This window comes from Flexivirga alba, assembly GCF_042661025.1.
GTDB lineage: Bacteria > Actinomycetota > Actinomycetes > Actinomycetales > Dermatophilaceae > Flexivirga > Flexivirga alba.
On the sequence record NZ_JBHSWH010000001.1, the window covers coordinates 3,035,129 to 3,057,506 of the forward strand.

Annotated in this window: 20 protein-coding genes and 1 pseudogene; 14 read left to right on the top strand and 7 right to left on the bottom strand. The window is 65.5% G+C overall.

What is annotated here, in order from left to right:
- Window positions 1-277: 277 nt before the first annotated feature.
- Window positions 278-472, bottom strand: coding sequence for a helix-turn-helix transcriptional regulator (locus ACFQDH_RS14830; protein WP_382403150.1), 195 nt, complete (start codon window positions 470-472; stop codon window positions 278-280).
- A gap of 308 nt (window positions 473-780) precedes the next feature.
- Between ACFQDH_RS14830 and ACFQDH_RS14835 the strand changes: the two genes are divergently transcribed.
- On the top strand, window positions 781-1,221 hold the full coding sequence (locus tag ACFQDH_RS14835; RefSeq protein WP_382403151.1) for a helix-turn-helix domain-containing protein: 441 nt from the start codon (window positions 781-783) through the stop codon (window positions 1,219-1,221).
- A gap of 5 nt (window positions 1,222-1,226) precedes the next feature.
- On the opposite strand, the gene ACFQDH_RS14840 is transcribed toward ACFQDH_RS14835, so the two are convergent.
- Together ACFQDH_RS14840 and ACFQDH_RS14845 are read right to left on the bottom strand one after the other, a co-directional pair.
- Complete coding sequence (locus tag ACFQDH_RS14840; protein WP_382403152.1) at window positions 1,227-2,219, bottom strand: GAF domain-containing protein; 993 nt, start codon at window positions 2,217-2,219, stop codon at window positions 1,227-1,229.
- 16 nt (window positions 2,220-2,235) lie between these two features.
- The gene (locus tag ACFQDH_RS14845; RefSeq protein ID WP_382404872.1) at window positions 2,236-2,964 is read right to left on the bottom strand and encodes an SDR family oxidoreductase; all 729 of its coding nucleotides are present in this window, start codon (window positions 2,962-2,964) and stop codon (window positions 2,236-2,238) included.
- An 810-nt stretch (window positions 2,965-3,774) separates the two neighbouring features.
- Here ACFQDH_RS14845 and ACFQDH_RS14850 point away from each other — a divergent pair.
- The 12 genes from ACFQDH_RS14850 (at window position 3,775) to ACFQDH_RS14905 (ending at window position 15,126) form a co-directional block, all read left to right on the top strand.
- The gene (locus tag ACFQDH_RS14850) at window positions 3,775-4,371 is read left to right on the top strand and encodes a hypothetical protein (protein WP_382403153.1); all 597 of its coding nucleotides are present in this window, start codon (window positions 3,775-3,777) and stop codon (window positions 4,369-4,371) included.
- Window positions 4,365-5,297 carry a hypothetical protein gene (locus ACFQDH_RS14855; protein ID WP_382403154.1) on the top strand — a complete coding sequence of 311 codons (933 nt, stop codon included), beginning with the start codon at window positions 4,365-4,367 and terminating at the stop codon, window positions 5,295-5,297. The genes ACFQDH_RS14850 and ACFQDH_RS14855 overlap by 7 nt, the downstream gene beginning before the upstream one ends.
- Window positions 5,298-5,441: 144 nt before the next feature.
- Window positions 5,442-6,053: an SAF domain-containing protein gene (locus tag ACFQDH_RS14860; protein ID WP_382403155.1), complete on the top strand. Its 612-nt coding sequence runs from the start codon at window positions 5,442-5,444 to the stop codon at window positions 6,051-6,053.
- Window positions 6,054-6,056: 3 nt separating this feature from the next.
- A complete protein-coding gene (locus ACFQDH_RS14865; RefSeq protein ID WP_382403156.1) occupies window positions 6,057-6,851 on the top strand; it encodes a hypothetical protein in 795 nt (264 codons plus the stop codon).
- A complete protein-coding gene (locus ACFQDH_RS14870; RefSeq protein ID WP_382403157.1) occupies window positions 6,848-8,470 on the top strand; it encodes a CpaF family protein in 1,623 nt (540 codons plus the stop codon). The genes ACFQDH_RS14865 and ACFQDH_RS14870 overlap by 4 nt, the downstream gene beginning before the upstream one ends.
- The gene (locus ACFQDH_RS14875) at window positions 8,467-9,336 is read left to right on the top strand and encodes a type II secretion system F family protein (RefSeq protein WP_382403158.1); all 870 of its coding nucleotides are present in this window, start codon (window positions 8,467-8,469) and stop codon (window positions 9,334-9,336) included. Before ACFQDH_RS14870 ends, ACFQDH_RS14875 begins: the two co-directional genes overlap by 4 nt.
- Entirely contained in the window at window positions 9,333-10,250 is a 918-nt protein-coding gene (locus ACFQDH_RS14880) for a type II secretion system F family protein (RefSeq protein ID WP_382403159.1), read from the top strand. The genes ACFQDH_RS14875 and ACFQDH_RS14880 overlap by 4 nt, the downstream gene beginning before the upstream one ends.
- Before the next feature lie 90 nt (window positions 10,251-10,340).
- The gene (locus tag ACFQDH_RS14885; protein WP_382403160.1) at window positions 10,341-10,550 is read left to right on the top strand and encodes a hypothetical protein; all 210 of its coding nucleotides are present in this window, start codon (window positions 10,341-10,343) and stop codon (window positions 10,548-10,550) included.
- A gap of 13 nt (window positions 10,551-10,563) precedes the next feature.
- Window positions 10,564-10,986, top strand: a complete 423-nt coding sequence (locus tag ACFQDH_RS14890) for a TadE family protein (protein WP_382403161.1) — start codon at window positions 10,564-10,566, stop codon at window positions 10,984-10,986.
- Complete coding sequence (locus ACFQDH_RS14895; protein ID WP_382403162.1) at window positions 10,983-11,423, top strand: TadE family protein; 441 nt, start codon at window positions 10,983-10,985, stop codon at window positions 11,421-11,423. The genes ACFQDH_RS14890 and ACFQDH_RS14895 overlap by 4 nt, the downstream gene beginning before the upstream one ends.
- Window positions 11,423-11,866, top strand: a complete 444-nt coding sequence (locus ACFQDH_RS14900) for a TadE/TadG family type IV pilus assembly protein (RefSeq protein WP_382404873.1) — start codon at window positions 11,423-11,425, stop codon at window positions 11,864-11,866. The genes ACFQDH_RS14895 and ACFQDH_RS14900 overlap by 1 nt, the downstream gene beginning before the upstream one ends.
- Complete coding sequence (locus tag ACFQDH_RS14905; RefSeq protein ID WP_382403163.1) at window positions 11,863-15,126, top strand: LysM peptidoglycan-binding domain-containing protein; 3,264 nt, start codon at window positions 11,863-11,865, stop codon at window positions 15,124-15,126. The genes ACFQDH_RS14900 and ACFQDH_RS14905 overlap by 4 nt, the downstream gene beginning before the upstream one ends.
- 87 nt (window positions 15,127-15,213) lie before the next feature.
- On the opposite strand, the pseudogene ACFQDH_RS14910 reads toward ACFQDH_RS14905, so the two are convergent.
- The 4 genes and pseudogenes from ACFQDH_RS14910 to ACFQDH_RS14925 all read right to left on the bottom strand — a co-directional run bounded on the left by ACFQDH_RS14910 (window position 15,214) and on the right by ACFQDH_RS14925 (window position 21,226).
- Window positions 15,214-18,524, bottom strand: a pseudogene (locus tag ACFQDH_RS14910) (type ISP restriction/modification enzyme).
- An 86-nt stretch (window positions 18,525-18,610) separates the two neighbouring features.
- Window positions 18,611-19,045 (bottom strand): integrase core domain-containing protein, encoded by a 435-nt coding sequence (locus ACFQDH_RS14915; RefSeq protein ID WP_382403164.1) that lies wholly within the window; start codon window positions 19,043-19,045, stop codon window positions 18,611-18,613.
- Between the two features lie 32 nt (window positions 19,046-19,077).
- A complete protein-coding gene (locus tag ACFQDH_RS14920; protein WP_382403165.1) occupies window positions 19,078-20,439 on the bottom strand; it encodes an IS256 family transposase in 1,362 nt (453 codons plus the stop codon).
- Between the two features lie 247 nt (window positions 20,440-20,686).
- The gene (locus ACFQDH_RS14925) at window positions 20,687-21,226 is read right to left on the bottom strand and encodes a site-specific integrase (RefSeq protein ID WP_382403166.1); all 540 of its coding nucleotides are present in this window, start codon (window positions 21,224-21,226) and stop codon (window positions 20,687-20,689) included.
- A 201-nt stretch (window positions 21,227-21,427) separates the two neighbouring features.
- On the opposite strand from ACFQDH_RS14925, the gene ACFQDH_RS14930 reads away from it, so the two are divergent.
- A complete protein-coding gene (locus tag ACFQDH_RS14930; protein WP_382403167.1) occupies window positions 21,428-21,667 on the top strand; it encodes a hypothetical protein in 240 nt (79 codons plus the stop codon).
- Window positions 21,668-22,378 lie beyond the last annotated feature (711 nt).

Sequence of the window (22,378 nt, forward strand, 5' to 3'; positions counted from 1 at the left end):
CGTAGGAGTCACAGCCATGCCGAACCACTGACCAGGTCTGCGGCATGTTGTTGGCGCGGTTCGTACAGATCTCCGACCGTAGTCGTCTTCGACGAACCGTTCGTGTCATTTCTGCGGTGGAGGACAGCGCACGTCATCCCGGCCTCGATCTGCCGGACAATCGAACTGAGGCTACGGGGACGGGCCGGCAGTCTCCACCGAGATGTCGACCCGATCGTCGACGAGGACCACGGCAACGCGACCATCAGGTTGTCTTGTGCGCGAGTCATATGAGGTGTTACGCCGTTGGAATGAGGACCATGAGCCGATCGACGTCGGCAGGGTCAACGCGAAGTACGCGAGGTCCGCTGCGGTAGGCGGGCAGTTGGCCAGCGGCGATTCTGCGACGCAGGGTTCGGATGCTCAGGCCGGTCCGCTCAGCCGCGTCGGCCAGCGTCTCGAACTGGCGGCGGGGTCTTGTGGGGGTAGGCATACTGTTCTCCTTTCAAGTTACGTAAGGACAGATCGCGCCTCTGGCGGTCACACTCGAGGATGGAGATTTGTGGGGATGTGGTCGACGGCCTCGTGGACCGTCAATGGCTACTCGCATCGCGCCGAATACCTCGGCCCCTGGTCACTGGGACAAGGTGAAAGCGCGACGACTTGGCAGCGGCGAACCCGAAGTCTGCTCAGCCCGTGCCCAACGGATGTCGACGAAGCTCCAGCGCAGCGGTCACCGGTCCAACCGACGAGTGACAACCCAACCAGTGCAAGGGCGCACCAAACGAATACGATCCCACCGTGTCCGGTCATTCACCATTTCGTGCGGAAGCGCTGCGTGACGCCCGGGTGAACGCTGGCTTGACCCAGCATCAGCTGGCTAACCGGATTGGCGTTGCTGGGGGAGAGCGGGTGTCCCGCTGGGAGTTGGGTACGTCCACGCCGACGCCGGCGATCCTCAGCAAGCTCGCGAAGGTTCTCGGGGTCCGGATTGCGGACCTACTTGCGGACGTTGACGGGCCAGCCGATTTGCGGCTGCTGCGGCTGGAGGCCGGCTTCGGCTCGCGAGAGACTGCGCGTCGCGCGCACTTGGCGGCCGCGACATATATCCGGTGGGAAGCAGGGGCCTTCAGTAGGATGCCGGCTGACGCGGAACTGACGCCGCTGGCGCGTGTGCTCGACGTCCGCCTGAAGGTATTGCGTGACGCGCTAGAAGAGTCTCGGCGGCGGCGCGAGGTTTAGCTGCCCTAAGAGTTCACGTCGATCGTCCAGAGCGCGGCTGTCGTCGAGTTGTCCAGCAGCATCGGTTGACTGGTCACGTTGACGGCCGTCCACTCTGTATCAGTGCCTCGCAGGCGGATCGACCGTGTGACCGCACCGTCGACCAGGCGGTTGAGATTGTGCACCACTTCGGCATCGTCTGGATGGAAGATGTCGATGCCCGGCACGGCCCAGTCGATCGACGAGGGCGGTGAATCGACCCACTGGATGATGCGGCCGGTGCGGACATCGACTATCGCGCGATGAGTGCCCGATTCGGCGGCAGCGTCCAGAACTCGACGCTCAAGGACAGCGAGGTGCGGTGCCTGCGGGACGTCGTCCGCGGGGCCGATGTCGTGGGTGATGCCGTGTAGGACGATCTGTGGGCCGTCCTGGGTATCGTGCGGCAACGCCCGGCAGGAAAAATGGGCTGCGCGCCGAGCGCCGTCGTCGCAGACGACTGTCCAGATTGCCTGGTGTTCGGTGCCGGGCACGGACTGCACGATCTTGGCCAACGCCTCGGAGGCATCCGGTCCGGCAGTAAGTCGAGTGAAGGCCTCACCCATGGCTCGCTTGGTGCGCCGCTGCTCCATGGGTTGGCGGTACAGATCGAGCAGCTCATCGGATCCGGCCACCTCGAAGTTGCTGAGATTGAAATACCACGCGCCGGCGATGTCATGTGGGACGGCTGGCCCAGCGTCGCCCGGGCCTCCCAGCCATAGCCAGGCGCCGTTCACCTGGCCGTCGTAGGCGCTGAGCGGATGAGCCAGACACCGGCGGCCGGCGGAAGTGGTCACATCGTATGGCTGCGCGGCCGCAGTGACGTGCTCGAGAGCCCCGTGCGCCATGGCCAGGGACGTCCGGCTGCGGGCAAAAAACTTGTCCAACGGCACCATGCTCCGCGGCCTGGAGCCAAGGCCGACCAGCGTCGGTGGCTTGAGGCCGAACGTCTCGACAAGACACCATTCAGGCCCGGACATCGCTGCACCCCCAACGTCAGATACGCGGAAGTCGAGTGTAACGACCAGCGGCGCGCGCAAGCAGCGCCGCAACCCGGGAATCCGGCCCGGCGTAAATGATGCGCGAGCCGCGTTGCTGGCCGCGCACGACAGCGCGAGCGATGTCGTCAGCCGACGACCGTGCGACACGGCGGTCGAAGCTGGCCACCCGTTCCGTTGGATTCTCGTTCTCGGCGAAGCTGCCGTTGCGCAGGATGTCGGTATGCACGCCGCCGATGAGAGCTGTACTGACGCGGACCCCAGCGCCTTCCTGATCCAGCTCGTTGGCCAGGGTGCGGGTAAACCCATAGACACCCGCCTTACTGGCGACATAAGACGCGTGGCGGGGGACCGCGATGCTTTCGATCGCGCTGGACGCGGTCACGATGCTGGAGCCACGTTCGAGGTACGGCAGGCATGCGTGCACCGTGGCGATGGTGCCGATCAGGTTTATATCGATGACTCGCACCAAGTCCTCGAAGGTGCTCTGGCGCACCGTTCCCGTATGCATAACGCCCGCGAAGGTAAAGACACAGTCAAGAGCCGGTGCTTTTTCAACCCAATTTGCGAGGTCGTGTCGGAAGTCCGTGGCCGTGACGTCCAACGGCGCGACCACTGCTTGACACGGCAGCTCGGCGGCTAGTACATCGAGCGAATTCCTATCTGTGTCAACGAGAATCAAGGACTCATAGGTGCCAGCGAGACATCGCGCAATGGCGCTGCCGATGCCCCGCTCGCGCCGGTGATGAGGGCACTACGAGGCTCTGCGCCCATAGCGCGATCGAACCTGTGCGGAGTAAAATTTCGCTGCCGCTCACGCAGGTGAGATCGGCTCTGCGCCTGATGTTTCGGCCGGAGTCCTGAGCTAAAAAAGTGGTGCCTCACGGGCACTGCATAGCACGGCGTTCCCCTCTCGGGGAAGGCGCCGGAGGGACTAGAGCATGCCGTCGAGCAGCTGGCGCGCACTCCAGGGGAGGGCGCTGCATCAGCAATCCAGGACGCCATCCGCATTTCACGGTGGGCAGGCTGCTACCCGCACATCGTCATCCAGGTTCTGCGGCAGATCGCCGTGGACGACGTCTTGGTGGTTCGCAGCGACGGCGACCAGGTCTGCGTGGAGGTGCCGTTGCAGCCTGATCTTGCGGATCAGCTCACGCAGCTCGCCCGAACGTGGCGGGCGCGAGGGCGAAACCTTCGAACTGCGGTTGGGGCCTGCGTCCGTCGCAGAACTCCACGAATGGAACGACCTGATCCTTGCGGCGGAGCGCGCCGAGGTGCTGGCCGAGCGTCTTCGGCACGCATCACGGGTGACTATTCGACGGCCGGCGCATCGTGCTCAGGCAGGGTGAAGAGGCGGCGGAACCCATGATGCCCGCGCGGAAGGGAGGCTCTGGTGGCGCAAGAGCGACACGAGGTTGTGGACGAGCAACTTCCAAAAGTCATAATGCACTAGTGTAAGTGCATCGATTTGAGCCAACGTGACCGCCAGGACCCCTCAAACGGACCTTCTGGCAGACGAGACAACAAGGAGACCGACATGACGAAGGCGATGCGGATGGCAGCCGCGACCCTGGCAATGGGGAGCGTGCTGCTGGCCTCTGCGTGTGGGAGCAGCGACGGCGGCAAGGCACCATCGACTACCGCAACGCCGTCTCCCGGCACCAAGTCGTCAATGCCCCCTCCGAAGCCGGCTAGCTCGTCCACAACAACGAGCACTGACCCATTGGCGAAGAAGAAGGCAGCGGCCATCGCGGCGGTGGTTGCGTTCTGGAAGAAGGTCGACGCCCTCGAGACCAACCCGAAGGGCGACTTGACCAGTTTGGATCTCGTCGCGCGCGGCCAGCAGCTCGCGCAATGGCAGTACAACATCGGTGCCGAACGGCAGCGGGGCGAAACAGGAAAGGGCTCCTTCCGGGTTCTGCACCCGGTGGCGTCGAGCACCACCGATCCCGCGACTTATCGCGTGAATGCGTGCCTTGACGGAACCAACTTCCACTTGGTGAAGAAGTCCGGCAAGCCTGTGTCGAAACCGTCAGGTGCGCCTCACCGCGTGAACTACGGGTATGGCGTCACGCAGGATCCCAAGACGTCCAAGTGGTACGTGACCACAGAGAAGGTCCTCGGGACATGCTGACGCGCACACGTGCCGGTGCACTTGCAGCTGGGGTCTTGGTTGCGTTCGTCGGACTCGCGACCCCAGCTGCGCACGCTGCCGGGGGAGTGAAGTGCCCGCCTGGGAGCGTGTGGGATCCCACCTCACAGACCTGCGTGATCCGTGTCGTGGTTCCACCGACGCAGCCGCCGAACCCAGGTCCGCCGACGCCTACCCCGCCGGGCAAGAAGCCGCCCAAGAAGGGCAAGGGGAAGTGCGAGAGCAGCGTGACGGGCAAGAAAGTCCCGTGCTCCAAGGGTGATGCGTGGTGGTCGCCGTCGAAGCAGTGCTATGTGAGTGTGGCCAAGCCGCAACCAGCGAAGTCTGATCACGCGTGGCAGGGGCACAAGAACGGCACGATCTACCAGTGCGACCTGATTACGTCGCGGTTCTTCTTCTGGTCTGCGACGCAGCCGGATGGGCCGAAGGCGCCGCCTGACCCGGTGCAGTTGGCACGCGAAGCGGTGGCCGCGATGGGCTTGAAGGCGATCACGATCGGGATTGTCCCGGGTAACGAGCCGGGCAAGGCCGGGTTGGTCGGGCTCCCGCAGTGGATGTGGGTGAAGAACCCGACTCCGAATACCTTCGGGCCGATCACCAAGAGCGCTTCCGCGGCCGGGTACACCGTTACGGCGATCGGCAAGGTCCACCGCGTCGTGTGGAACATGGGCGACGGCCAGACCATTACCTGCGATGGGCCGGGTACGCCGTACACAGCGGCGGCAGGCAAGGCGAAGTCGCCGACGTGCGGGCACAACGAGTACGCCAAGCAGGGCACCTACACGGTGACGGCGACGAGCTACTGGACGATCACCTGGTCTGGCATCGGTCAGGCCGGCACGATCCCGGTCACTACAGCCCGCAGGACGACCATTCGAATCGGCGAGGCCCAAGTGCTCACGCAGTGAGCGGTATCCAACGGAACACGGACTGACTGGGGAGACAGCAGCCATGGCAATTGCACCAACAGACGAGCAACGCAGCGCACGCCGCCGCGACCGGGGACGAAGGATCCCGAGGACGCGATCGGACCCGCGGCCTCGAGTGACACCGTGGCGCCGCCGCCGAAGATGCGCCGGCGACCACTGCTTATCGCCGCATCGGTGGCTGCGGTCTGTTTGGGGGCGTTGCTGGCGGTGATGGCTTTCACGTCGATGAACTCCGCGAAGGAAGTCCTCGCGGTGCGATCGACGGTGCACCGCGGCGAGGTGATCACTCGTGGTGACGTGATGATCGTCCGCGTGGGAGTGGACCCCGGGCTGAAGCCGCTGCCAGCATCCGAACTGAACAATGTGGTCGGAAAACGCGCGGCGATGGACATCGCCGCGGGCGGGCTGGTCACCGGTGACGAGATCACCTCGAGCGTGGTGCCGGGTGCAGGCGAGAGCGAGGTCGGGATCAGCCTGGCGCCCGGTGCTCTTCCGGCCAACGGGCTGGAGAACGGCGACGATGTCCGGATCGTGCTGACACCTGGCCAGCAGGGGCAGTACAAGGCCGACTCGACACCCACGGACGTCGCCGCGACCGTGGTCGGGGTCTCGAACGGCGGCTCGAACGGGCAGAAAGTGGTGGACGTGCTGGTCCCCAGGGACCAGGCGCCCGACGTGGCATCGATGGCTGCCACTGGAAAGGTAGCTCTCGTCCTGGACTCGCGAGAACACTGAGCCATGGCGATCATCGTTCTCACCTCAGCCTCGGGATCGCCCGGCGTGACGGCTACTGCCCTTGGCCTGACGCTGACCTGGCCGCGTCCAGCTGTGCTGGTCGAGGCAGACCCGACTGGCGGCAGTGGACTCCTGGCGGGCTACTTCCACGGTGAGGCCGCCCACTCTGGCGGTCTCATCGACTTGGCGGTGGCGCACCGCGAAGGCAACCTGGCGCAGTCCCTGTGGTCTCAGATGGTGCCCATCCCGGGTACGAACGCGCTGCTGCTTCCCGGGGTCCGCAGCCACGCTCAAGCGCGCAGCCTGACGACGTTGTGGGGCCCCCTCACGAGCGCACTACGCGGGCTGGAGCGCAACGGTCAGGACGTCATCGTCGACGCGGGCCGACTCGGTCTGGAAGGCGCGCCGGGGCCCTTGATGATGGGCGCAGATCTGGCGTTGCTGACGATGCGGACAACCCTGCCGGCGCTATCGGGTGCCAGGTCCTGGGCCGAGTCACTGCGCGAGGAGTTCGAGAAGATCGGTTCTTTGCCCCGGCTGGGCACCCTGCTGATCGGGGAGGGGCAGCCATACGGCGCGCGAGAAGTTCGCAAGGTCCTCGGACTGCCCGTCGTAGAGAGCGTTCCGTGGGATACCGCTGGCGCCTCCGTGTTCTCCACCGGCGCTAACCGACCGCGCAAGTTCGACAACTCCGGCCTGGTGCGCGGCTTGCGCGCGACCGGGGCAGCGATCCAGGCGGCGATCGAAAGCAACCGCGCCGACCTTGAGGTCACCAAGAATGTAGGGAGCCCCGCATGACCCAGTCGAACCCCTGGGTGTCCGATCCGGATGACCCGACAGACCCCACCTCCTTGCCGCTGTTCGCCGGCGACGACGGCGCGGACACGGATAAGCCGAAGACCGGCCGGGTGCGGTCATCGTTCTCGTTGGGAGAGGAGTCGCATGACCGCCCCGCCTACATTCACGCAGTCGACCAACCACGATCGGATGACGACTCGACCGATGCCGGTCGAGGGCGTCAAGCAGGCAGATCGGCACGACGACGCAAGACCGGCGCGAACGCGCACGACGGCATCGACTGGGGGCTGGTCGCGGCATTCCGGGGCCAGGCATCAGAACAGCTCAGTGCAGCGATCGGCAAGGACCGCACGCTCGATGAGCAAGCCCAGGAGGAACTCGGCCGCTCGATCATCCTTGAGCTGCTGGAGAGCGAGGCCGCTGAGGCGGTCTCGGCCGGGCGCCAGTCCTGGTCCCTGGACCAACAAGACGACATGGCCGACGCGATCTTCAACGCACTCTTCCGACTGGGACGGTTCCAGCCGCTGGTCGACGACGAGACCGTGGAGAACATCGAGGCCTATGGTCACGATCACGTGCTGTTGCTCCACAGCGACGGCCGGATCGAACAGGGCCCACCGGTCGCAGAGAGCGACGAGGAACTGATCGAGTTCCTCACGTTCCTGGGCAGCAAATCCGGCAGCGGGCGACCCTTCTCCGAGGCGCAACCCCGGCTGCACATCAACCTGCCTGGAGGAGCGCGGCTTGCCGCAGCCTGCTGGAGCACCAACCGGCCGACGGTGGTGATCCGCCGGCACCGCGTGCGCGACACCGACATGCGGGAATTGGCCGCGACCGGGATGCTCAGCGACCTGCAAGCCGATTTCCTCGAAGCAGCCGTCAAGGCCCGCCTCAACATCATCGTCGCCGGCCCGCAGGGCGCAGGAAAGACAACTATGGTGCGCGGATTATGTGCGTCGATCGACCCATGGGAAAAGATCGGCACCTTCGAGACGGAGTACGAGCTCTTCCTAGATGAGATGCCCCGGCACAAGCGCGTCATCGCCTTCGAGTCCCGACCGGGATCGGGGGAGGTGGGCATCAACGGCCGGCAGGCGGGCGAAGTGACCCTCGACGACCTGCTCATCGACAGCTTCCGGTTCATGCTCGGACGCACGATCGTGGGCGAGGTCCGTGGCCCGGAGATCCTGTCGATGATCAAGGCGATGCAGTCGACCGCCGGGTCCATCAGCACCACCCACGCGGCCAACGCGAAAGCCGCGATCAGGAAGCTGGTTACCTGCGCGATGGAAGCAGGAGCGCACATCTCCGACGGCTACGCGGTGAGCGCGGTGGCCGGACACATCGACCTGATCGTGCAGCTGCACTACCAGCCCGGTGCTCAGGAGGGGACCGACCAGGAAAGGCGGCCGCAGCGATGGATCTCTGAGATCGTCTCGGTCGAGCCTGGGGAAGAAGCCACCGGATATGCGACCCAGCATGTGTTCCGGCCGAAATTTGGCGGGCCGGCGGTCGCCAGCGTGCTGCCGGAACACATCCGAGGGGTGTTGGAAGAGCACGGATTCGACACTCGCGCCTTCGAGAACGAGCGCCGGATCCATGGAGGCGAAACCTCATGACCGCCCTGGTCCCTGGCCTGGCCGGTGCGCTCATCGTGGCCGGCGTGCTGGGCGCTGTGCTGGGTGTGCGGCCCGCGCCAGAGAAGCCACCTGCACCAGCCTGGACGCACCTCCCCTTGGTGGCACGGCTGGGTCAAATCTCCCCTAGAACCCGGGTGCTATTGCTGGTCGGGGCTGGTGCAGGTCTCATCGTGGCGGTCGTCACGGGATGGTTCATCGCGATCCTCGCGGTGCCCGCGATCATCGTCGGACTTCCGATGCTGCTGACTGCACCTCGCGCGGCTTCCGAAATCGAGCGGCTCGAAGCGATGGAGGAGTGGACCCGATCATTGTCCGGGGTGCTCACGGCCGGTGTCGGCCTCGAGCAGGCATTGATCGCAACGTTGCGGTCGACGCCGGACGCCATACGCCCGGAGGTGAACAGGCTCGTCGCGCGACTCGGCGCCCGATGGGGTACTGAAGACGCCCTACGGGCATTCGCCGACGACCTCGACGACGCCACAGGAGACTTGGTGGCCGCCAACCTGATTCTCGGGGCTCGGCGCCGCGGGCGTGGCCTGGCCAACGTGTTGGAATCACTGGCCGAGTCGGTGGCTGCCGATGTGCGGGCCCGCAGGCAGATCGAGGCCGACCGCGCCAAGCCTCGCGCGACAGCCCGCTGGATCACCTTGATCACCGTCGGGGTGCTGGCGTTCCTGGCACTCACGGGACGCTACGTCGCACCGTACGGATCACCCTTGGGGCAAATCCTGCTGGTCGTGCTGTTGAGCGCCTACGTCGCCACCTTGATCTGGATGCGCACGATGACCCGCGGCGCAGCTCTCCCACGTTTCATCGGGATGCAGACTGGGGGAGGGAAAGCATGATCACGGGACTGCAACTGGCGCTGGTCGGTGGTGGATTCATCGGCCTCGGCCTGGCATTGCTGGTGTGGCGGCTGGTGCCTGCTCAACCTGACCTCGGGGACGCCCTGGAACGTCTCTCCCCGGAACAGCCGCGTCGCGTCCGTGATCGTGCCGAGACGACCGCGCAGCAGGCGGACACGCGTGAGCGGGTCGGGCAGTGGGCGCTCAAGACGTTCCCGCCCGGCGCGTGGGCCCGCACCCCACACAGGGAGCTGGCGCTGCTGCGGATTCCGCTGACCCGCTTCTACGGCGAGAAGGTGCTGTTCGCTCTCTTCGGCCTGGTCGTCCCGCCGTTGTTGACGAGCTTCTTCGCGGTGATCGGACTGTGGCTGCCGTTCGTCATCCCGGTCGTCGCGACGCTCGTGTTCGCCGGGGTGATGTTCTTCCTGCCCGACTACAACGCACGCGACGACGCCAAGAAGGCCCGCGACGAATTCAACCGGGCACTGGGTGCGTACATCGATCTTGTTGCGCTGGAACGCAACTCAGGGTCGGGGGCCCGGCAGGCGATGGAAGTCGCGGCGGGTGTCGGCGACAGCTGGGTGTTCCGCAGGCTCAGCGAAGAACTCACCCGATCACGGTGGTCAGGCGAGGCGCCCTGGGAAGCCATCCGGGCGCTGGGGCACGAGCTCGGCTTGACCGAACTGGAGGATCTGGCCGACATCATGCGGCTGTCCGGGGAAGAAGGCACCCAGATCTACACCCAGCTGCGCGCCCGATCGGCCTCGATGCGGACCGCGATGCTCAACTCCGAACTTGCCAAGGCCAACGAGGTAGGCGAACGCATGAGCATCCCCATGAGCTTGCTCGGGGTGATCTTCATGGCATTGCTGATCGCGCCGGCGCTGCTGCGAGTAGTTGGAGGTGGCAGCTGATCGGACCTATTGCTCCGCCACACCAGGCCAACCGAACTGAACCGTCACCAAACCGGGCCGCCGGCCACTAACTAGAAGAAAGGCACAACCATGATTCAGCTCATCGCCACCTTGCACCCTCTCGGCGCACGCGTGCAGAACAGCCTCGACCATGCCCGCACCACCATGCGTGACAACCGGGAGGAGGGCTCGGTTTCGATCGAGTCCGTCGTCTGGGCGGTTGCGGTGATCGTGATCGCCGGCATCGCCGTGGCAGCCATTACCGCCTACGTCCGCAGCAAGTCCGGCGACATCAAGTAGACGGACCGGACCAATGACCAGGATCGTCACGCTGTTCCGCACCCGACTCGTCCACCGAGTCGGGGCGGAACGCGAACGCGGCTCGAGCTCCATCCAGATGATCGTGTTCCTGCCTGCGCTCTTCACGGTGATGTTCCTGGGCATGCAAGCCGCACTCTGGTTCCATGCACGGTCCGTCGCGATCGCCGCGGCACAAGAGGGTGCACGCACCGCCGGTGCGCAGAACGGGACCGCCGGGGCCGGGATCAGCGATGCTGCCTCTTTCGTCAGCGACGCTGGCGGCAGCGATGTCCTCGCCGGCGTCCACGTCAGCGGTAGTCGCTCCGGCAACCAGGCAACGGTCACCGTCAGTGGCTCCTCGATGAGCGTCATCCCCGGCTGGACCATCACCGTGCACCAAAGCGCCACGGTCCCGGTGGAGAGACTCACCCGATGAACCGGCTAAGCAATCGGTGCGACCCAGAGGAGGGCTCTGCCGCCATCGAGGCAGCCATTGCGGTGCCAGCGTTCATGCTTTTCGTGCTGTTGGTGATCTTCGGTGGCCGCGTCGCGATGGCGCACCAGGCGGTGCAGTCGGCGGCCGCAGAAGCCGCCAGGACAGCATCGCTGGAACGCACCGAAGGCGCCGCGCAAGGCAGCGGCACCAGTGGTGCGGCGGCAAGCCTGACATCACAAGGCCTGCACTGCATTGCGCAACACGTCGACGTCGATGCCTCCGGTTTCGCCGCCCCAGTGGGTACACCGGCCACCATCCGGGCGACCGTCCGCTGCACGATCGACTTGTCAGATCTGTCCGTGCCCGGTGTCCCGGGGTCAATGACGATCACCGAAACGATGACCAGCCCGCTCGATACCTACCGGGAGAGACGGTGATGCAGGCAGACAAGAAGCAATATCGAGAACTCGAGCGCGAACGCGGTTCGATAAGCATCTTCATGGCTGCCGCTGCCTTCGTGATGATCGTGCTCGTAGGTCTGGCCGTCGACCTCGGCGGGCAGGTCGCTGCTCAGCAACGCGCCCGTGATGTGGCCGGGCAAGCGGCGCGGGCTGGTGGTGAGCAGGTCCTCGGTGGGCCGGCCGTCGAAGGCCAAGACGCTCAGATTGACACCAATGCCGCGGCCGCCGCTGCCCGCAGTTACCTGGCAGCAGCGGGCGTCGACGGCACGGTCGTGGTGACGAGCGACGACACCCTGGTGGTGACAACCTCGGAGAATTATCAGACCAGGTTCCTGTCGGTCATGGGGATCGGGAGCCTGCACGTCACCGGCCACAGCAGCGCGCGTCTTATCCGCGCGCAGAATGGAGTAGCCCGATGAGAGGCATCCGCGCCCGGCTCGCCGGACTGTTCGCCACCGTGCTCATGCTGGGCATCATCATCGGGCTGCCCCTGGTGCTGCTTGCCGTGGGAGCCAACCCGGCGCACCTGTCGGTGCCGACGCTCGACGGCGTCAAGACCGCGTTGACCAACCCCGACGACGGCACCCTCGCCTTGTCCGCGGTGAAAGTCATCGCCTGGCTGGCCTGGGCGTTCCTCACGGTGTCGATCGTGCTGGAAATTGTCGCCCGCGCCCGAGGAGTCCGAGCACCGTACCTGCCTGGGCTGCACATGCCGCAGTCGGCCGCCAAGGGCATGGTCGGTATGGCCATTCTGCTGTTCACTGCCTCGCCCGTCACCGCCCAGCTGGCCAACGCCGCCCCGCTGCCTGCGACCCAGAGCGTGACAGCCTCCGCCAGCGCCCACACCGGCGGCAGCAAGGCAGCCCCCGAGACCAAAGACACGGCGCACGGCCGGCAGGCCACCAAGCAGGCAGCCACCCACACGGTCAAACACACGGTGCAGCCCGGAGAAACCTTGTGGTCCATCGCCCGAGACCACTTGGGTTCGGGCGAGCGATACACCGAGATCGCCGCGTTGAATCACGACTTGTTGGGCAACAAGCCAGGCTTCTTGAAGCCCGGCTGGATCCTCCACCTGCCGGCACCCGCGCGACGGACGTCAACCGGCGAGCACACCGTGACTGTGCACGCCGGGCAGACCTTGTCCGGGATCGCGCAAAAGCAACTCGGCGACGCCAGCCGATACCCCGAAATCGAAGCGGCCTCGAAGGCGATCGTGCAGCCGGGCGGCACTCACCTGACCAACCCCAACCAGATCGGCGCTGGATGGACGCTGGTCATCCCTGGCTCGACGGGCAGCGATCACGTCAAGCCGGCGATCACCAAACATCCGACGCCGAAGAATGTGCCCGCACCGAAACACAGTGCACCGGCGACACCACCTGCGGTTCCGGCTCCTACCCACCAGGTGCCCCCGCCGAAGGCAACGCACGAAACCCCAACGCCGTCGCAAACCCACAGCACGCCGACGCCGGCACAGTCCGCGGAAGAGCAGACCGTGCCGCACGACGTCCAACTGGACCAACAGCATGCGAGCAGCGCGCCCTGGATGCTGACTGGGCTCACAGGCGCCGGCGCGATCCTGGCGGGGTCGGCGTGGCTCACGCTGCGCCGGCGTCGTCGCACCCAGTTCCGAGCCCGCCGCCCGGGGCGCACGATCGCCGTACCGGAGCCCGAGCTGGCACCGGTCGAGAAGACCATCACCGCTGTCGGTGCGACGTCGGCTCCCACGGTCGAGCAGATGGACACGCTGCTGCGGAGTCTGGCGGCCCACGCCACAGACGCCGGGTTGGCACTGCCGCCGGTCGCCGCGGTTGAACTCGGCACCACACAGATCGTGCTGCACCTGAGCAGCCCGAGCTCCCTGCCCGAGCCATGGGAAGGCACCGACGATCAGCTGCACTGGGTGTGCCCGGCTGAGGGCCTTGCCGGTGTGCCCGCGAACCTGGACCAGGACCAGCCGGCGCCCTATCCGCTCCTGGTCACCATCGGTTCCAGCGCCGACGACCACGTGTGGCTGCTCAACTGCGAGGACCTCGCCGCGATCAACCTGACCGGAGACACCATCTACGCGCACGACTTCGCCCGGTACCTCGCGGCAGAACTCGCGCTCAACCCGTGGTCGGCCGGCGTCACGGTCGACTGCATCGGCGTTGCCAGCGAAGTCGCCGGGTTGAACCCCGAGCGGGTCCGCTACCACGACGCGTCCGGCGACGCTGCCGTCGAGGCCGTTGCCGACGCCGTAGCGATGATCGACCGGGCCGAAGCTCACCAGGTCGACGTGGCAACCGGCCGCGGCGGCAAAGCCGACGACGACGTGTGGCCAGCCCGGCTTCTGCTGGTCGACGCCGATCGGACTGCGGATCGGAAGGTCGTCGACCAGCTGCTCGACCTGGTCGAGCAGCACAGCGGAAAGACCGGCACCGCGATCGTCGTGTCAGCCACTCAGAGCGAAGAACCCCCGACTGGAACCGTGCTCAACCTCAGCTCCACCGGGCGGCTGACGATGCCTCGCGCCGGCCTGGACCTGATAGCGGTCGGACTGACCGCCGACGAGGCCAAGGGCTGCGCCACGCTGTTCGCGAACAGCGAGGTCCTCGACGACGTCGAGATCCCGGTCGACCAGGACGCCACTGAGGGGTGGCGGTCGTTCACCAACGAGGCCGGCGCGCTGCGCGAGGAGCACACCAAACCACGGGAGGACCGCGACGACGAGACAACCGAGAGTGTGCTGGACGCCGAGGACGCCGACTACGTCGCTGCGGCCGCGACGACCGAAGAAGACCTGAAGGCGCTGGCCCCACAGGTCCCGGCCCAGGTCCGGGCAGACATCGAAGCCGCCGACCCCACCCTCGACGACGACGTCACGGCCTGGTTCAACGACGACTGTCCTTTGCCGCGTCTGACCCTGCTAGGCCCGATCCACGCTCGAACGCACGGCTCAGCCGTGGCCGTGGCCAAGCGCAAGCCCTACGCCACCGAGCTACTGGCGTACCTGGCAACACGGCCCTACGGTGCGACCCCGGCCCAGTTGGCTGAGGCGTTCAACCTCACCGAGGGACGGGCCCGCAGTGACATCAAGATGGTGCGCGACTGGCTTGGGGTGAACCCACGCACCGGCAACAAGCACTTGCCGAACGCGCGCGAATCCGCAGCAGCCAAATGCCGCGGCGTCGGGGTGTACGAGGTCGAGGACATCCTGGTTGACATCGACCTGTTCCGCAGGTTGCGCGCCCGCGGTGAGGCCCGCGGCGGGAGCGAGGGCATCGCCGATCTACTGCGCGCCCTCCAGCTGGTCGACGGACGCCCCTTCGATCAGATGCGCCCGGGCGGCGGAGAGTGGCTGGCCGGTGGCGACCGGATCGATCACCACATGAACGCCGCCATCGTCGACGTCGCGCACATGGTCACCACCTCATGCTTGGAATCCGGCGACCTCGTCCGTGCCAGGGCGGCAGCCGAGATCGCCACCGCCGTCGCACCCGACTCGGAGATCGCCAAGCTCGACCTAGTCGCAGTCTTCGAGGCCGAAGGCCACCGAGCCGACGCCGAAAGAATCCTGCGCGACGAGGTCTGCAACCGGTCAGACGACGGTGGGGCACCCGTAGAACTGTCCGAGCGGACCGAGACGATCATCCGTAACCACGAATGGCTCAACCCGGATCGTGCGGCCAGCTGATGGCCGCCGAACCGTTCGAGGCCGAGCAGCTGCAGGGTGCTTCAGGCCCTAACGCGGGGTAGATGCGTGTGCCCCGGGAGGGTAGGTCTACGGCCCGATGCTGAGTTGCCCGGCGGTGGCTATGACGGGCATGCGTGGCGCAGTGTCTTTCTTGGCCTGCGGCCATTGGGTTCCTGCCGCACGCAGTTCGTCTCTGGTGACCAAAGTGCCGGTGAGGATGCTTGTTTGGAGCTCGGCCTGGTCGGGTTCCAGGCGAGTCAACCGGTCCAAGACGGTGAGTAGGTCGATGAACTCTCGGGTCCAGGAGGCTTGCCATCTGTCGGCATGCATGCCGTCCAGAGGTGAGCTCTTACGGCCGCCCGGGATCCTCTTGCGGTACTTCACCCACGACTTGATGACGTTCATGCCGCCGACGTCGTATTCCCAGACCGCCGCGGTGACGGGCGCGAAGGACTTGGGGCCGAGCGTCACGGTTTGTGTGTCACTGTCGTAGTTCGCCTCGTCGGGGAGGCCGTTGCCACCATCGGCGGCGCACAGCGGTTGCCGCGGATCTCCCTTGGGGTACCTGATCTCGTCGGCAGGTCGCCCGTTCCCGGTGCTGGCGGTGCCGTAGGTATGTGCCCAGAGGACCTGCTCGCCCAAGGCGACGGCCTGCTCGAACAAGGCGGGGTCGCCGGTCATCGGTACCCGGATGCCTGGTGTTGTCAGTTCGTCGGTGAACTGGGCCGTGAATCCTGGATGTGCGGTCACGGCGGCGACATACGCCAGGACGTTGCTTGGGGTAAGGATCCGGTCGAGCGTCGCACCCCATGCGGCGAGGAATCCGGGTGCGATGTTCGCGGTCCCGTCTGGATGGAGCAGGGGAGGACTCGCCCGCCTTCGGAGCCTTTGAAGCAGTCCATGTCCGGGAGGAGTGCGCTGAACACCACGCCCGGGCCAGTTGAGATCACCTTCGAGTGCTGCTCGACGACGAACACCTGGTCGTCGTTAAGCGCCGCCCACAGGGATGGCCTGGGTTGATCGAGCACTCTCGAATCGGGGATGATCCACTGTCGGTCGAACGATCGGCGCGCTATTCGCACCGGATCCGGGCAGATCGTCGATGCTGCGGTCAACGGCTGCGCGGGTTCGTGAGGGTCGACTCCGGGCAGAGGCGTCTTGGTCCGCGTGGGGGAGGAGTCTCTGCTCTGCTTGAAGAGCTTTTCCTTTGTCGCTGCGGACGTTTCACCGATCAGCCGTGACCAGCGCTTCTGCAACAGATCGGCCGCTGGGGAGTAAACCCATGTTCGGTTCGGTTTGACGCCGGGTGACACCCACGGGAAGAGATCGTTGAGGGCCGGGTAGGTGTCCCAGTCGCCGGCTGCTGCGGGTGTCAGGGTGGCGGTCCAGTCGCTACGGGAGTTCCGCCAGCCGTCATCGCCCAGGCGAATCGCTGACAGTGCCTGGAACTTGTCGGCTCGCCGACCAGTCACGGTGCGGTATGAAATACGCGCCGGGGCTGACTGATCGTTGTTCGGTGTGCGGACGAACAGCGCGATGGCCAATGGTTGACGGACTCCGGGGAACACGAGGGTGGCCACGTCGGGTGTCTGTCCCTCGGGGGTCAGGTCGATCACCCACCCACGGGTAGCCCATTGACGCAAGTAGCGGCGCATGCCTTTGAATCCGGGGCCACGCAGATAACCGGCGGTGGTGATGAAGCAGACCACCCCGGCGTCATCAGTTGGGGTGGACTCGAACACCTTCCAGGTCGCCCATCGCCAGAAGTAGATGTAGAGGTTCTTCAGCACGTACTCGTTCTGGCCGTTGCCTGGCTCGCGGAAGTCGTCCAGGATCGGGCGCTCGGCGTTGCGGCCGCGCGCCGTCGCGGTGCTGCCGCTCTCTACCCAGCCGCCATCGCCATCAGCTCGTTCCCGATAGGGCGGATTCCCGATCACGACCGTGACCTCTTGCCGAGCCTTGACCTTGTTTGCCCGTCGTCGCGACTCAGCGATCAGCTGCAGTGCGTAACTCAGGGACTGCTGCTTGGCATCAGGGTCGTCAAGGGTGTCGGTGACATAGAGGCCGCCGATCGCTCCGGTCGGCGCACCATGGCGGGCCAAGAGGTCCGCCGCACGCAGTTCGGCGACCGCATAGGGACCCATCTGGATCTCGAATCCATAGAGGCGCTTGGCGACCTCACTGATCCCGCCGGGGACTGCACCGGGGCCGTCCGCGTCGGTGATCTGCTCGATGGTGCGGTCGATGATGGTGTGTAGGTAGGTTCCGGTGCCCATCGCGGGATCGACCACGACAACGGATGGGTCCATAAACCCGGAGGCGTGTCCCAGGTTGTCGACGATCGCCTCTTCGGCCAGGCGCACCATGTGATCGACGATGTCGCGAGGGGTGTAGTAGGAGCCTGATTCCTGGCGCAGCGCTGGGTCGTAGTGCCCGAGGAAGTTCTCGTATAGGTGCAGGTAGGTGTCTCGTTTGCCCTTCCGGACGCGCTTCCAGTCGACCGCGCCCACGACGCGCACGAGCAGGTCCAGAGTGACTTTGAAGTCTGCTGCGACGTCGTCGGTGAGCAACTGCAGCGCTTTGCCCATTAGAGAATGGTCGACACCCAGGTCGGCGCCGACCTCGTGTAGTGATCGGCCGGCGAGCTCGATTTCTTCGGTTCGGGCCAGCAGCAGTGCGAATGTCACTGTCTGCGCATAGCCATCAGCGAAGACCTCATCCGACGCGGTGGGGAACAGCAGGGCCCTCCAGTCTCTGGCAAGGCCTGCGAACGGCTGGGTGCGCTGGCTGGCTCCGCCGGCGACCGCTTCGCGCTCGGTTCGCAGCTGATCGAGTACTTCTCCGCGCAGCAATCGTGTTAGTGGAGCAACCGCGCGTACGAGAGCCCCAACGGATGTGATGGGCGCCGGTTTCCAGCGCAGAAAGTCTGTGAGTAGCTTCTCCAGGGCTGGGGGAGCAGTCAGCCCGTTTCCGGAGGTGTCGAGGTCTCCGTCGCACTCCACTGGTTCGCCGCGCAGCTCACCGTCGACGTATAGCCGCCACGATGTGCCGTTCGTGTAGAGCAAATTCGGCAGGTCCTTCTGCCGGTCCCATTGGGTCTGGTCGTGGCCGCTGAACGTCGCTGGGTCGATCGATCGTCCGGGAGCTTTGACCTCCACGTATCCGGTCATTGCACCTGCGACCGCTACGCCGTAGTCCGGGCGGACTCGTCGCGTGGGATCGCGCACCTCGTCGTGGAAGACGGCCGGAACCTTCAGCGCGTGCCCGGCTGCGCTGAGTAGTCCTTCCAGAGGTGTCCGGATCGCAGCCTCGCGATCGCCTGGACCAGCCAATTTCAGTCGGCAGGCCTCCCCGAAGATGGCAACCGCTTCATCTAGCCACTGACTCACGCCAGCCATCTTGTCGCATGTTTCCCCGTGAGGAGCTCAACCGCTCAAGACCGCGCCGATCGGTGTTGGGGTTGACCCCGTTTCGTGGACATCGGTTAAGCGGCTTTGTCGGCCGCGTTGATGAGCGTGTCTTCGAAGGCTATCGGGCTGATCTGTCCGAGTGCGCTGTGCCGTCGGCGGCGGTTGTACACGGTCTCGATCCAGGTGCTGACCGCGGTGATCGCTTCGGTGTGCGTGTCGAACGAGTGTCGCTGGTAATACTCAGTTTTCAACGTGGACCAGAACGATTCCTGCTGCGCGTTGTCCCAACAGACTCCGGTCCGGCCCACGGACAGGCGTACGTCGACCTCCTCAGCGACGTCCGCGAGCTGAGTAGAGGTGTACTGGCAGCCGCGGTCGGCGTGGAAAATGACCTTCGCGGTAGGACCTGTGGCCGGGTCGCGGAAAGTGACGGCACGTCGCAGCGCTTGCTCGACCAGGTCGGTGTCGCGGTGTCCCAGTTGTCGATGTCGACGTCGGGAGCCTGTCAAGATTTCTGTGTAAGTGATGCGGTCGGTGTTGGTTAGTTGAGGTAGGGCTCGACGCGGTCGGGGTAGCTCAGGAAGAGCTCGTTGATCGCTTGTTTCCAGTTCGTCACGACAGCTCCTTCGACCAGGCGGGGCACTGATTGACGCTTCGCACCGCGGCCGGCTTGTTTCGCGCGTTCACGATCGCGTTTGTCCTCGATGTTGCGAATCGCGAGCCATAGCAACTTGATTGCCGCGTCGTCGGAGGGGAACTGGCCACGGTTCTTGATGATCTTGCGCAGCTGGTAGTTCAGCGACTCGATCGCATTGGTGGTGTAGATGACCCGCCGCACGGCCGGCCCGAAGTCCAAGAACGGGGTGAACCGCTCCCACGCGGATGTCCACGTCGCGACTGCCGCCGGGTACTTGGCCCCCAGCGGTGACGCGGCCAGCTCGTCCAGCGCTGCCTTGGCGGCAGCCTCATCGGCCGCGGTGTAGATCGGCTTCAGCGCCTTAGTGAAGGCCTTGTAGTCGCCGTAGGCCACGAACCGCATCGAGGCCCGGATCAGGTGGACGGTGCAGGTTTGCACGACACTGTGCGGCCACTGGGCTTGGATCGCTTCGGGCAGCCCGCTCAGCCCGTCGCAGCAGATGATCAGCACGTCCTTGACGCCACGGTTGGCCAACTGGGCGCACACCCCAGCCCAGAACTTCGCGCCCTCGGCAGCTTGGATCCAGATGCCCAGCACGTGCTTGACGCCATCGATGTCGACGCCGACCGCGACGTGGGCGGCGCGGCGGGACACATGCCCGCCGTCGCGGATGTTGATCATCAACGCGTCCAGGTAGATCACCGGGTAGAACGGCTCCAACGGGCGCGACTGCCAGGCTTTGACCTCCTCGCCGATCGCGTCGGTCAGGTTGCTGATCGTGTCGTGCGACAAGTCAGCGCCGATCGTGGAGACCAGGTGGTGGCGGATATCGCGGATCGTCATCCCGCCGGCGTACAAGCTGATGATCATGTCAGCCAGCCCGCCCAATTGGCGGGCGTGTTTGGGCACCAGCGCCGAGGCGAACGACCCGGCACGATCCCGCGGCTGATCGACGGTGACGTCGCCGACCTCGGTCGCCACCGTCTTGGGCGTGGTCCCGTTGCGTGCATTCGTCGTGCCCTCGGGACGACGTTCGTGCTTGTCGTAGCCGAGATGATCAGTCAGTTCGACATCCATTCCGCGTTCGAGCGTGGCCTTGAGCAGCTCGCCTATCAACCCGTCCTTGCCCGTCAACGGCACACCCTGCTCCCGTGACCGGGAGACCATCTCGTCCACGAAGTCCTCGCTGAACAAGGCCCGCCCGAGCTTGCGAGCCTCCGGTTCCAGATCCTGCTCGTCCTTCTTCGGCTTCTTCGTCACAGTCATCAGTCTTCCTTCCGGATCAAGACCGATCACTTACACAAAAGATCTGACACCCTCGACGTCGGCGCCCATCTCGCACAGAGCCCAGACCCAGTCCCCGTACAACCGGTCAAGGTCCGATCCGATGTGCGCCTTCCGGGATCCGCTCTTGCACCGCAAACCGTGTGGGTGATCGTCGCGCCCGGCGACCACGACGATCGCTGTGCTGCCGGTGCCAGTTCGCCAGTCTCGATGTTGAAGCGACAGAGCCTCACCCAGACGCATCCCCGTCTCCTCGAGCAAAGCCCACAGCAGCCGGTAACGCAGATCGCCGACCCGACGAAGTGGTCACGTCGTACGTGGATTCGGTATCGCGCAGGACCAACGCCTGAAGGGGAGTCACGATAGGTACCTCCCGCTTCGCTACCCGGACGCGGACGTTGCTGCGACGGCGACCGTCACGGCGCGCGATATGTTCCAGGAACGGCAGGTACCCGCGCTGACGAGTCCGGATGTTCTCGTAGAGGCTGTCCGCGACCGTGACGCCGTCGTGGGCGTGAAAACGGTAGAAACTCAGCACTGACCGCACCCGCAGCGCGACAGTCGATTCGCTCACCCGGGCACGGCCGGGCCCTTGGCGTACCTCGTGAGCGAAGGCACCGACATCGGCCACGCCAACGGTCTCCCAGTCCTGTGCACGGTCTTCGAGGAACGTCCACCACAACGCCAGGCCACGCGCATACGCCTTGATCGTGTTCGGTGAACACCCTGTCGCGCGCAGGAACTCCAGATATCGCTCAACAGGCTTCACCAAGTGATGATCAGAACCGACCACCGTCCACGTCGTGCAGTCCCCGGTCAATATCCTCTGGTTCGTCGCCACAGTTGTCTCCCGACCTCAGACGACGCTGGCACACCCGATGCCAGATAACTCGCCGCTCACAACTCTTGACCCGACCACAGAGCCCTGTCGCGTGTGTCACCGACGCGACGAGACAGGTACGGACAACGCATGATGAGCTTTGCGGCCTGGACCCAGGATTTGCGGATCGAGGTCGTCGAGGACCAGGAGCGCGAGGAACCGGTCACGTGGTCGAGCGTTCGGGGTGAGAACGTGACCCTCGCCGAGTGCCGGCAACTGAAGGAGCGATGGACGCCGGACCTGCTGCGCGTGACGCGGCAGTATCGAGTGCTGGCCGGCTCGCGAGGCGACTGCCCACTGCCGGACCAGCTGCCGCCGCGGATGAGGTAAGCGCGCGCGTCCTCCAGATTCAGTCGACGAGAACCATCGGATGGAAGCCCATCGCGATGGTGTCCTGAGGGTGCGCGACAGCCATGGTCGACCGCCCCGGCCTTGTCCTGATCGGACCGCGTAAGTCCCAGACGGGGAGCTCGAGAGCCGGCGCGAAGCTCTCCCGGTGTCCTGGCTTCAGAGAACGCGCGGCTGGCCAGACCACGTGCGATGTTCGCAGTGCCGTACTCCGGCGCGGGGTCCATGCGGATGCTGAAGCGCACCACGCCGTCGACCAGCTGCACGTCTTCGTAGAGCCTTCTCCCGGATCCGGTCAGAGACCGCAGGTCCCGGGCCGTGGTAACGAGTTGCTCCAGGTCCTCGCCGTTGGGCACCTGCCCAGCACCGTCGCGGGCAGGGGAGTAGGTCATCGTCACGGGTAGGAACTCATGCCGTGGATTGTGCCGCGGCGACCTGACACCGGGTTGTCAACGGTGCAGGGGCGCTCGGCGGGCACCTTGTTTGACGACTGTCAACAAGTCGGGCGCGACGCCCCGGCACACGCGTCGTCACGGATCGCGGGCGAGTCTGATCCCGATCGCTGCGGCGCGGTCTTCTAGCGATCAGCGTCGATACGGCCGCAGCAGAGAACCCTCCCGGGACGGCACACAGCGCGTCGCCGGACTCCAGGCCGTGCGGTGCGCCCGGTGAGCGGGTAGATCCTCGCCACAG